This window comes from Caldovatus sediminis (genome assembly GCF_014644455.1).
Lineage (GTDB): Bacteria > Pseudomonadota > Alphaproteobacteria > Acetobacterales > Acetobacteraceae > Caldovatus > Caldovatus sediminis.
Genome location: NZ_BMKS01000002.1, coordinates 269063 through 280507, shown reverse-complemented (window position 1 = coordinate 280507; position 11445 = coordinate 269063). Strand labels below are relative to the sequence as shown.

At 75.0% G+C, this 11445-nt stretch carries 10 protein-coding genes; 8 read left to right on the top strand and 2 right to left on the bottom strand.

Going from position 1 to position 11445, the window contains the following annotated elements; genetic code table 11:
- Window positions 1-5: 5 nt before the first annotated feature.
- The 4 genes from IEX99_RS04065 (at window position 6) to IEX99_RS04050 (ending at window position 3798) form a co-directional block, all read left to right on the top strand.
- Window positions 6-380 carry a phage tail fiber protein gene (locus IEX99_RS04065; protein WP_188898728.1) on the top strand — a complete coding sequence of 125 codons (375 nt, stop codon included), beginning with the start codon at window positions 6-8 and terminating at the stop codon, window positions 378-380.
- An 86-nt stretch (window positions 381-466) separates the two neighbouring features.
- Complete coding sequence (locus tag IEX99_RS04060; protein WP_188898727.1) at window positions 467-1708, top strand: MFS transporter; 1242 nt, start codon at window positions 467-469, stop codon at window positions 1706-1708.
- Window positions 1709-2052: 344 nt separating this feature from the next.
- Entirely contained in the window at window positions 2053-2862 is an 810-nt protein-coding gene (locus IEX99_RS04055; protein WP_188898726.1) for an alpha/beta fold hydrolase, read from the top strand.
- Window positions 2863-2880: 18 nt separating this feature from the next.
- Window positions 2881-3798: a DMT family transporter gene (locus tag IEX99_RS04050; protein WP_188898725.1), complete on the top strand. Its 918-nt coding sequence runs from the start codon at window positions 2881-2883 to the stop codon at window positions 3796-3798.
- Between the two features lie 9 nt (window positions 3799-3807).
- Here IEX99_RS04050 and IEX99_RS04045 read toward each other — a convergent pair whose 3' ends face one another.
- On the bottom strand, window positions 3808-5004 hold the full coding sequence (locus IEX99_RS04045) for a CaiB/BaiF CoA transferase family protein (protein ID WP_188898724.1): 1197 nt from the start codon (window positions 5002-5004) through the stop codon (window positions 3808-3810).
- Between the two features lie 149 nt (window positions 5005-5153).
- Between IEX99_RS04045 and IEX99_RS22330 the strand changes: the two genes are divergently transcribed.
- The 4 genes from IEX99_RS22330 to IEX99_RS04030 all read left to right on the top strand — a co-directional run bounded on the left by IEX99_RS22330 (window position 5154) and on the right by IEX99_RS04030 (window position 9750).
- On the top strand, window positions 5154-5582 hold the full coding sequence (locus tag IEX99_RS22330) for a thiamine pyrophosphate-binding protein (RefSeq protein ID WP_229677795.1): 429 nt from the start codon (window positions 5154-5156) through the stop codon (window positions 5580-5582).
- A 30-nt stretch (window positions 5583-5612) separates the two neighbouring features.
- Window positions 5613-6809: a thiamine pyrophosphate-dependent enzyme gene (locus IEX99_RS04040; RefSeq protein ID WP_229677794.1), complete on the top strand. Its 1197-nt coding sequence runs from the start codon at window positions 5613-5615 to the stop codon at window positions 6807-6809.
- A 74-nt stretch (window positions 6810-6883) separates the two neighbouring features.
- Window positions 6884-8179 carry an LLM class flavin-dependent oxidoreductase gene (locus IEX99_RS04035; protein ID WP_188898723.1) on the top strand — a complete coding sequence of 432 codons (1296 nt, stop codon included), beginning with the start codon at window positions 6884-6886 and terminating at the stop codon, window positions 8177-8179.
- 167 nt (window positions 8180-8346) lie between these two features.
- Complete coding sequence (locus IEX99_RS04030) at window positions 8347-9750, top strand: cytochrome P450 (RefSeq protein ID WP_188898722.1); 1404 nt, start codon at window positions 8347-8349, stop codon at window positions 9748-9750.
- Window positions 9751-9784: 34 nt separating this feature from the next.
- Here the strand turns inward: IEX99_RS04030 and IEX99_RS04025 are convergent, their stop codons facing one another.
- Window positions 9785-11032: an NAD(P)/FAD-dependent oxidoreductase gene (locus IEX99_RS04025; RefSeq protein ID WP_188898721.1), complete on the bottom strand. Its 1248-nt coding sequence runs from the start codon at window positions 11030-11032 to the stop codon at window positions 9785-9787.
- Window positions 11033-11445 lie beyond the last annotated feature (413 nt).

The window sequence follows — 11445 nt, the reverse complement described above, 5'->3', positions numbered from 1 at the left end:
CGCCCATGACCGCCCTGACCGACCACGCGAAGAACCTGCTCGCCCGCGCGCTCTGCGGCCGCCAGCCCGCGCTGCCCGCCAAGGTGTGGCTCGGGCTCGGCACCGGGGGCTCGGACCCCTCCGGCCTGACCGGCGAGCCGATCGGCGCCGGCTACGCCCGCCAGCCGGCGACCTTCACCGGCACCGGCATGCAGCGCAACGCCGCGGCGATCCGCTTCACCTTCACCGCCGCCGTCGGCACGCTGACCCACATCGGCCTGTTCGACGCGCCCTCGGGGGGCAATCCGCTGACCTGGTCCGCGCTCGCCACGCCGGCCACGCTGAACGCCCCCGGCACGCTGACCATCCCGGCGGAGAGCCTGACCCTGCTCGCCGACTGACGGCGGCCCGCGGGCGGGGCCCTTGCCCGCGGCGCCGGCGCGGGGGAGGCTCGCGGCGAGGAACGCCGCCGCGCCGCCGAGTTCGAATGTCCCCGCCCAAAGCCGCCGAGCGGACGCCCATGCGGCGGCTGCTCGCCACGCCCGACTACCTCCGCCTGTGGGCCGCCGGCGGCCTCGCGAACTCCATGCGCTGGGTGGAGATCCTGGTCGCCGGCATCTTCACCTTCGAGGCCACCGGCTCGGCCCTCGCCGTCGCCCTGGTGCAGATGGCGAGGGCCGCGCCCATGCTCCTCGCCGGCGCCTTCACCGGCGCCGTCGCCGAGGCGCTGGACCGCCGCCGCATCCTGCTCGCCGGCCAGGCGGCGGTGGCCACCGGCGCCTTCGCCGTCGCCGCGCTCGCCGCGACCGGGCGGCTGCAGGTGTGGCACCTCGCCGCCAGCGGCCTCGTCGCCGGCGTGGTCTGGGCCGGCGAGCACTCGGTCCGGCGGCGCATGGTGGCGGAGGCGGCGGGCGGCGAATCGGTGGTCGCCGCCATCGCGCTCGACACCACGACGGCCAGCACGACCCGCCTCGTCGGACCGCTGCTCGGCGGCCTCGCCTACGGGACGATCGGCGTCGCGGCGGCGTTCGCGATCGCGGGCGCGGTCTACCTCGCCGCCTTCGCGCTGGTCCTCGCCGTCCGGCACACGCAGGAGCGGCGGCCGCTGCGGCCCCGCGCCCTGCTCGCCGACATCGCCGACGCGGCGCGCATCGCGCGGCGCCACCCGACGCTGCTCGCCACGCTCGGCGTGACGGTGGCGATGAACGTCTTCGCCTTCAGCCACACCGGCGTGCTGCCGGCGTTCGGCCGCGCCGCCTTCGACGCGACGCCCTTCCAGATCGGCCTGCTCGCCGCGGCCGAGCCCGTGGGCGCGCTGGCCGGCGGGCTGCTCATCGCCTCGGGCCGGCACCGCTCGCGGCTGGGGGCGGGGGCGCTGGTCCTCGGCTCCGGCCTCTACATGGCCACGCTGATCGCCGCCGCCGGCTCGCCCGCGCTCTGGCTCGCGCTGGCGGTGCTGGCGATCGGCGGGCTCGGCACGGCGCTGTTCGCGAGCCTGCAGACCTCGCTCGCGCTGACCGAGGCGCCGCCGGAGGCGCGCTCGCGGATGCTCGGCCTGATCACCACCTGCATCGGCACGGGGCCGATCGGCGTGCTCGCCGTCGGCCTGCTCGCCGAGGCGCTCGGCGCGCCGGCCGCGATCGCCCTGATGGCGGCGTGCGGGATCGTGCTGCTCGCCGTCGTGTGGGCGGCGACGGCGCGGATGCGCGGCGCCGCGGACCGCGGATAGGCCCGCGGGCGCCCGGATCGGGCGTGCGCCGTTCGCCGCGCCGGGAATGCGCCCTCCCCCGGCCCGGTCGCCGGCGCCTTGCCCCCCGCCACCCGCCCCACTACCGTCGCGGCACGGGATCGTCGAGGCACGCCCCGCCGCGCTTCCGCAGCGGGCGCTCGACGCAGGGCGGAGGACGCGATGCGCCTGGCGCGCCGACATTTGCATGCGGCCATCGCGGCGCCGCTCGCCGTCCCGGCGCCGGCGCGGCAGCGTGGGCGCGGCGCCGGGCGGGAGAGGCGCGCCGAGGCGTCGCGCCCCCCGGCGCGGCTTCGTCCTGACGGTGCGAGGAAGGGACGACCGCCGTGGAGATCGAGCGCGGCCTGGTCCGCACGGAGATGGGCCACATCCACTACCGCGCCGCCGGACCGCGCGGCGGGCGGAGCATCATGCTGTTCCACATCAACGCCCAGTCCTCGGCGCTGATGCTCGAGCTGATGGAGGTGCTCGCGCCGCGGCTCCGCGCCGTCGCGATGGACTACCCGAGCCACGGCATGTCCGACCACGTCGCAGGCAGGCCGCGCATCGAGGACTATGCGCGCGTCGCGGTCGCGGTGATGGACGCCCTGGGCATCCGCCGCGCCTCGGTGCTCGGCGAGGCGGTCGGCTCGCTCGTCGCCACCGAGGTCTCCGGCACCTTCCCCGACCGCGTCGAGCGGACGGTGCTGGTCAACTGCCCCTTCCTCCCCGGCATTCCCCTGCACGAGACGGAGGGCGACGTCACCGCCGACCACCGCCCGGCCGACCCGAGCGGCTTCCCCCTCACCCGCACCATCGAGTTCGTGCTCGAGCGCGATCCGGCGCACGCACCGATGCGCCCGACGCAGTCCTGGATGGACCGCATCAACGTCGCGCAGATCGAGGCGGGGCGCGACCGCTGGCAGGCGCTCGACGCGCTGCGCGCCTACGACCTCGCCGCCGGCCTGCGGCGCATCCGCCGCCCCGCGCTGCTGCTGATGGGCGAGCACTTCTACTTCCGCAGGTACGCCGACGACCTCCTGAGGCAGGTGCGCGACATCCGGCTGAAGGTGATCCCCGGCGCGCGGTTCTGCATGACCTGGGAGCGCGCCGGGGAGGTTGGCGCCGAGACGCTCGCCTTCCTCGAGGGCGGCTAGCGGCGGGGCGCGGGCGGCGTGGCCGAACTGCCGCGGGGGAGCACCGCCGCGCTCGCGCCGGGCCTCGACCGGCGCGTGCTGCTCGGCATTCTGCTGATGTGCGCCGCCGGGACCCTGTTCCCGGTGATGAACGGGCTGGTGCAGGTCCTGAGCCGCACCTACCCCTCCGAGCAGATCATCTGGGCGCGCAACACCGGCCACCTCCTGATCGTGCTGGCGGTGATCGTGCCGCGCTACGGCTTCGCCGTGCTGCGCACGGTGCGGCCGGCGGCCCAGCTCTCGCGCTCGATCCTGCTGCTCATGTCGACGGCGATGTTCTTCTTCGGGGTCAAGCACCTGCCGCTGGCCCAGGCCGGCTCGATCAGCCAGATGGCCCCGTTCTTCGTCGCCCTGCTCGCCTGGCCGATGCTCGGGGAGCGCATCCGGCCCTCGCGGCTCGCCGCCGTGCTGATCGGATTCCTCGGCGTGCTGGTGGTGATCCGCCCCGGGACGGACGTGTTCCACTGGGCCTCGCTGCTGATCATGGGCAGCGCCTTCTGCTACGCGGTCTATCAGATCTTCACGCGCCGCGTCGCCGGCCTCGACCGGCCGGAGACCTCCGTCATGTACAGCGCGCTGGTCGGCACGCTGGTGATGTGCGCGGTCGTCCCCTTCGCCTGGAAGACGCCGGAGAGCGCGACGGACGTGCTGCTGCACGCCTGCCTCGGCGCGCTCGGCGCCTCCGGCCACTACTGCGTGGCGCGCGCCCTCACCTATGCGCAGGCCAACGTCATCGCGCCCTTCCAGTACTGGCAGATCATCGGCTCGGTGATCGTGGGCTGGTTCGTCTCTGGCCTGCTGCCGGACCTCGCCACCTGGATCGGCGCCGGCATCATCATCGCCGCCGGCGTCTACATCGCGGTCACGGCGAGCCGCGGCGCGCCGCGGCTCCGCTGAGCCGACCCGTCACGCCGCGCCGCCGATCACGCCGCGCGCGGCGAGCGACTCGATCGCCGCCGCGTCGTAGCCGAGCGCGGCGAGGACCTCCCGCGTCGCCTCGCCCGCCTTCGGCGGCTGCCGGCGCACGCCGAGCGGCGCCCCCTCGATCGCGATGGGCAGCAGCGGCAGGAAGGCCTTCACCGTCTCCGACAGCGCCACCTCCGCCATCGCCCCGCCGGCGCGGAGGTGCGGGTCCTCGAACAGGTCCTGCGGCCGGTTGACCGGCGCGGCGGGCACCAGCGCCGCGTTGCAGCGCGCGATCACCTCCTTCGCCGGCAGCTTCGCCAGCTCCGCGCGCAGCCGCGGCATCAGCCGCCCGCGCTCGGCGATGCGCTGGTCGTTGGTGGCGAGCGCCGGGTCCTCGAGCAGGTCGAGGAAGCGGAACTCCTCGCAGAAGCGGCGCCAGTGCGCGTCGCTGGTGACGGCGAGGAAGACCGGCCCGTCCGCCGTCTCGAACACGTTGTACACGGACCAGGCCGACTGGCGCGCCGGCATCGGCGGCACCGGCTGCCCGGTCAGCGCGGTGAAGGCCATGTGCTGGGCGACGAGGAAGGCCACGCTCTCGAACAGCGCGCTCCGCACCAGGCGCCCCTTGCCGGTGCGGTCGCGCTCGCGCAGCGCGGCGAGGATCGCCACCGCGCCGAACACGCCCCCCGTGATGTCCACGACCGAGGTGCCGGCGCGCAGCGGCTGCCCCGGCGGGCCGGTCATGTAGGCGAGGCCGCCCTGCATCTGCGCCACCTCGTCGAGCGAGGGCAGGTGCTCGTAGGGTCCGGGCAGGTAGCCCTTCAGCGCGCAGTAGACCAGCCGCGGATTGATCTCCCGCACCCGCTCCCAGCCGAGGCCGAGCCGGTCCATGGCGCCGGGGGCGAAGTTCTCGATCAGCACGTCGGTCGTCGGCAGCAGCCGCTCGATGATCGCGCGGCCCTCCGGGTGCTTGAGGTCCACGCCGATCGAGCGCTTGTTGCGGTTGAAGGTGGCGAAGAAGCCGCGGGCGAAGCCGTACATGCGCCGCGTCCGGTCGCCCTCCGGCGGCTCGACCCGGATCACCTCCGCGCCGAGGTCGGCGAGCACCAGGCCGCAGGTCGGGCCCATCACCGTGTGTCCGAAATCCAGCACGCGCAGGCCGGAGAGCGGCAGCTCCCCCGTGCTCGCGTCCGCCATGCCATCCTCTCCTCGGTCCGGCGCGGGGCCGATGCGACGCGGCCCGCATCCCCTCGCGCGAGCATAGCGCGCGCGCCGCGCCCTGGCAGCCCGCGCTGCCGCGGGCTATGGCTCGGACGGCCGGGACCCGCGCGGGGAGGAGACGCCGAATGCTGGTGATGGACGCGATCGCCGAGATCCTGAAGCGCGAGGGCATCTCGCACCTCTTCTGCTACCCGACGACGCCGCTCATCGAGGCCGCCGCCGCCGCCGGCATCCGCCCGATCCTCTGCCGCCAGGAGCGCGTCGGCGTGGACATGGCGAACGGCTACGCGCGTACCCTGAACGGCCGCCCGCCCGCGGCCTTCGCCATGCAGTACGGGCCGGGCGCGGAGAACGCCTTCCCCGGCGTCGCCACCGCCTTCTCGGACGGCAGCCCGGTGCTCGTCCTGCCGCTCGGCCATCCGCGCGCGCGGGCGCAGGTCTTCCCGACGTTCCGCTCGAGCCGAGCCTACGCCAGCGTCACCAAGCAGGCCGAGGAGCTGATCCTGCCTGCCGAGACGGCGAACGTGATGCGTCGCGCCTTCAGCGCGCTGTGAAACGGCCGCCCCGGCCCGGTAATGGTCGAGGTGCCGCAGGACGTGGTCGGCGCCGAGATCCCCGGCGGCGCGCCGCTCGACTACCGCCCCGTGCGCCCGACGCGCTCCGCCGGCGACCCGCGCGACGCCGAGGAGGCGGCGCGGCTGCTGGTCGAGGCGCAGAGCCCCGTCCTCTACGCCGGCCAGGGCGTGATGTACGCGGAGGCGACGGCGGAGCTGCGCGAGCTCGCCGAGCTCCTCGCCGCGCCGGTGATGACGACGATGGAGGGCAAGGGCGCCTTCCCGGAGGACCACGCGCTCGCCCTCGGCACCGCGGCGATCGTGCTGACCGGGCCGGCGAAGCACTTCCTCGCGGCCTCCGACGTCGTGCTCGCCATCGGGGCGAGCCTGACGCGCCACAACATCACCACAGCAACGCTCCCGGACGGCAAGCGCATCATCCACGCCACCAACGACCCGCGCGACCTGCACAAGGCCTACGCGACCGAGCGCGCCATCCTCGGCGACGCGAAGCTGGTGCTGCGCCAACTGGCCGACGCGGTGCGCGACCGGCTCGACGGCAAGGCGCGCGACGCCCGCCCGGTGGCGCAGGAGATCGCGCGCCTGCGCGACGCGTGGCTGGCGGAGTGGCGGGGCAAGCTCGGCTCCGCCGAAAGGCCGATCACGCCCTACCGCGTGATCGCCGAGTTCATGCGCGCCGTGGACCCCGCCGAGGCGATCGTGACGCACGATTCCGGCAGCCCGCGCGACCAGATCGTGCCCTTCTACCGGGCCGTCGCGCCGCGGGGCTACATCGGCTGGGGCAAGTCGCACGCGCTCGGCACCGGGCTCGGCCTCACCATCGGCGCCAAGCTCGCCGCGCCGGAGAAGTTCTGCGTGAACTTCATGGGCGACGCCGCCTTCGGCATGACCGGTCTCGACTTCGAGACGGCGGTGCGGGTCGGCGCGCCGATCTGCACGATGGTGTTCAACAACGCCACCATGGCGATCGAGACCGGCCACATGAGACTCTCGCACGAGAAGTACCGCACCCGCGACATCGGCGGGAACTACGCCGGGATCGCGCGCGAGCTCGGCGGCTGGAGCGAGCGTGTGGAGGACCCTGGGGAGATCGCCGGCGCCATCCGCCGCGCCCGCCGCGCGACGGAGGAGGGCCGCGCGGCGCTGCTCGAGTTCGTCACGGGGCCGGAGCAGGCCTTCTCCTACCGCCGCGCCGCGGCAGGATAGCCCCGGACCCGCACCGGCGCGGATTGACGTGGCGCCGACGCAGCGGGGATGCTCGCGCCGAGGAGGACACGCCGATGCTCAAGCCCTACACCGTCGTCTACCCGGTGATGCCCGCGCGCGACGAGGAGGAGCGCGCGCGGCTGCGCCCGATCGGGCGCAACAGCGAGCTCTACCACGCCGCGATCCACGGCTTCACCGACGTGGTCCGGGCCGCCGACGAGATGGGCGTCTGGGGTGTCGCCGCCATCGAGCACCACTTCTGGTCGGAGGGCTACGAGGTCGGCCCCTCCCCCGGCATCCTCGACGCCTACTGGGCGGCGATCACGAAGAACATCCATGTCGGCACGCTCGGCTACGTGATGAGCACGCAGAACCCGATCCGCGTCGCCGAGGAGACCGCGATCGTCAACCACCTCGCGCGCGGGCGGAGCTTCGTCGGCTTCGCGCGCGGCTACCAGTCGCGCTGGACCAACGTGCTCGGCCAGCACCTCGGCGCGGCGGCGACCAAGTCGCCGAGCGCGGCGATCTACAATCCGCAGACCCAGGCCGCCGGCTTCTCCACCGCCACCACCGTCGCCAAGGACAGGGACGACGACGCCCGCAACCGCGCGATCTTCGAGGAGAACGTCGAGATCGTGCTCAAGGCCTGGACGCAGGAGAGCTTCTCGCACAAGGGCCTGAACTGGCAGATCCCCTACCCCTACGACACCGGCGTCGTGGACTGGCCGCTGGCGCGCGCCGGCGTGACGCAGCGCCTCGGCGCGCCCGGCGAGGTGGACGAGAAGACCGGCGCGACGCGGCGCGTGAGCGTGGTGCCGGCGCCCTACACCAGGCCGCACCCGCCGGTCTTCGTCGCCGGCTCCGGCAGCCCGGAGACGATCGCCTTCTGCGGCAGGCACGGCTTCATCCCGACCTACTTCACCTCGATCGCCTCCGCCGGCCCGCTCGCCGAGCACTACCGCCAGGCGGCCGCCGCCTCGGGCCACAGCTTCAAGCCCGGGCAGAACCAGTCGCTCGTGCGCTGGATCCAGATCGGCAGGACCGAGGAGGACGCGCTCAACCGCATCCGCGCCTACGACCTCGACATCTGGAAGAACTTCTACGCCGCGATGGGCCGGCGCAAGGTGGAGAACGACGACTACTTCGGCAGCCTCGTCAACTCCGGCCTGTTCATCTTCGGCACGGTGGAGAGCGTGCGCCGGCAGATGATCGAGCAGTGGAAGGTGTTCCCGGCGGAATACGTCGCGCTGATCAACCACTACGCGCAGACGCCGAAGGAGGTGGTGATCGAGACCCTCGACCTGTTCATGCGCCACATCAAGCCGGCGCTCGACGAGGTGATCGCGGGCGCGCACCGCGCGGCGGCCTGAAGGGCGGCCCCCGGCCCGGCGTCGGGGCACCGGCCCGTCCCATCCCGCGGCGGCACGCCTCGGCGGGGCGCCCGATGCGCCCCGCCTGGCACCGCGACGGTTTCGATTTGACAACCGAGGATTTCGGAGCAGGATCAAGCGCGGTCCGGTGAGGAAGGCCTTCGCGCATGTCCGGGCTGCGATTCGTCCCGCCCCCGATCCCGGAGCGTCCCCTCGCGGGCTTCGCCCTGCTCGACGCGCTGCGGACCAATGTCCTCCGGATGTGGCCGCGGGAGGCCTACGAGGCCCCGGCCCTGACGCAGGCGGCGCTCGGCAGGCCGATCCTTCTCCTCAACGAGCCCGAGGCGGTGCGGCGCGTCCTCGTCGAGAACGAGGACAACTACACCCGCTCGCCCCTCCGCATCCGCATCCTCCGCCCGGTCGTGCGCAACGGCCTGCTGCTCGCGGAGGGCGAGGCCTGGCGGCACGCGCGGCGCATCGCCGCGCCCGCCTTCTCGCCCCGCGCCCTGCCGATCCTGGCCCGGCACTTCGCGCTCGGCGCGCAGGAGATCATCGCCTCGCTCGAGGCCGATGCCGCCCGCGGCGCGCCGGTGGACCTCCTCGACCTCGCCCGGCGCTGGTCCATCGCCCTCAGCGGGAAGTCCATGTTCTCGCTCGAGATGTCGGACTTCGGCCCGCGCATGCACGCGCTGATGACGCGCTACATCGAGCATCTCGGCCGGCCCTTCCTGCTCGACGTGCTGCTCCCCCTCCGGATCGCGAGCCCGCGCGACCTGATGCGCCGCCGGCTCGAGAAGGACTGGATCGGCATGCTCGACGAGGTGGTGGAGAGGCGCCTTCGGACGAAGCGGACGGGGGCGGGCGGCGAGCGCGACCTGCTCGACCTGCTGCGCGAGGCGCGCGACCCGGAGAGCGGCGCCGAGTTCAGCCGCGAGCAACTGCGCGACCAGGTCGCCACCATGCTCGTCGCCGGGCAGGAGACCACCACCTCGGGGCTCTTCTGGACGATCTACCTGCTCGCGCTCCACCCGGCCCTCCAGGAGCGGATCGCCGAGGAGGCGGCCGGCCTCGACCTCGGCCCGGACAACGCCGCCCAGGCCTTCCAGCAGCTCGCCTTCACGCGCGCCGTGTTCAGCGAATCGCTCCGCCTCTACCCGCCGGTGTTCATGATCGTGCGCGAGGCGAAGGCGGAGGACCAGGCCGGCAGCACGAGGATCGCGCCCGGCGCGACGGTGATGATCGCCCCCTGGGTGCTGCATCGCCACCGCCACCACTGGCAGGAGCCGGAGGCGTTCGACCCGGCCCGCTTCCTCCCCGGCGCGCCGCGGCCGCAGCCGATGAGCTACCTGCCCTTCGGCATGGGCCCGCGCGTGTGCATCGGCGCGCTGTTCGCCACCGCGCTCTCCGCCCTGCTGATCGCCAGCATCGTGCGCCGCTTCCGCATCGCGCTGGCGAGCACCCGCCCCGCCCTGCCGGTCTGCGTCGCGACCTGCCGGCCGGACCACGCGCCCGCCTTCCGCCTGCAGCCGCGCGGCGCGGCGGCGACGGCCGCGCGGCAGGCGGCGGCATAGCGGCGGCGCGAGCGCGCGCCCCCCGCACGCCGCGTCACCGCGCGCCGCCGCTGCCCGCCGCGAGCGCCCTCAGGTCGAAGGCCGGGTCCGCCGCCTGCTCGGGCGTCACGCCGCCGCCGCGCTCCAGGACCTTGCGGGCGAGCACGTGGTCGAGCGGGCGGTTGACCGATTCCACGCCGACCAGCCGCCCGCCGCGGAAGCAGAACACGGAGAACCCCTGCCCCGCCGCCGGATCGCCGCGCAGGACGGCCCGCTCGTGCGGCACGGAGAGTCCCGCGATCTGCAGCCTGAGCGGGCCCTGGTCGCTCCAGAACCACGGCAGGCTCGCATAGGGCGCGGGCCGGCCGAGCAGCCGCGCGGCGACGCAGCGCGCCTGGTCGGCGGCGTTCTGCACCGCCTCCAGCCGCAGCGGCGCCCCCTCGGCGTGGCGGCACGGGAAGCGCGCGCAGTCGCCGATCGCGGAGATCGCCGGGTCCTCGGTCCGCAGCAGCCCGTCCACCACGACGCCGTCCGAGACGGCGAGCCCCGCCTCGGCCGCGAGCTCGGCATTCGGCACCACGCCGATGCCGACGAGCACGAGGTCGGCCGGCATGCGCCTCCCGTCCGCGGTCTCGACGCCGGTCGCGCGGCCGGCCTCGCCGGTGATGCGGGCGAGGGCGGCGCCGAAGGCGAAGCGCACCCCCGCACGTTCGTGCGCGGCGCGGAGATGCGCGGCGACGAGCGGCGAGACGGAGCGCGCCATCGGCCGGTCGAGCGCCTCGACGACCGTCACCTCCAGCCCGCGCGCGGCGGCGACGGCCGCGAACTCCAGGCCGATGAAGCCGGCGCCCACCACCACCGCCCGCCGCGCCGTCTCCAGCCGGCGCCGCAGCGCCTCCGCCTCCGCCAGCGTGCGCAACGACAGCACGCCGTCGAGCGCCGCCCCCGGCACGGGCAGGGCGCGGTTGCGCGCCCCGGTCGCGAGGACGAGGTGCTCGTAGGGCAGCGCCTCGCCGGAGGCGAGCAGCACGCGCCGCGCCGCGCGCTCGATCCGCAGGACGCGCGCGCCGGCGCGGATCTCCAGCCGGTTCTCGGCGTAGAACGCCGCCGTCCGGAAGCGGAGCTGCGCGGCGTCGGCCTTGCCCATCAGGTAGGCCTTGGAGAGCGGCGGGCGCTGGTAGGGAAGCTCCGGCTCCTCGCCGACGAGCAGCACCCGGCCCTCGTAGCCGCCCTCGCGCAGCGACGCGGCGAGCTGGAAGCCCGCCTGGCCGGTCCCGACGACGAGGACGCCCGCCCCGCTCACCGCCACCGCCGCGGCGTGCCGGAGGAAACGCCGAGCCGACCGCGCCCGCGGAGCGGCGACCCAGCCGGCGTGCGTCCTCCGGCGCGCCCGCGATCCGCGCGGCGGGACAAGGGAGCGCCGGACCGGCGGGCGGCCCGGGACGGACGAACGCGATCAGGCACCGACCGGCGCCTCCTCGGGGCTGGGCATGGGGGTCGGGCGCGATCCTCCCGCGCCGCGGGACGACCTGACAAGTGCAGCCCGGCCGCGCGGCCGGACCGCGCCGCGCCGCCCGCCGTTCACGGTTCCGCGATGCGGGGCGCCGGCCCCGCGGCGGCGCGCGCCGCGCGGATCGCGGCCGTTCGCGGGCATCCCGACCGCGCGTCCCGCGCTGACGTGGATCAAGGCCCGCCGCGGCCCGGGCCCGCATCCTG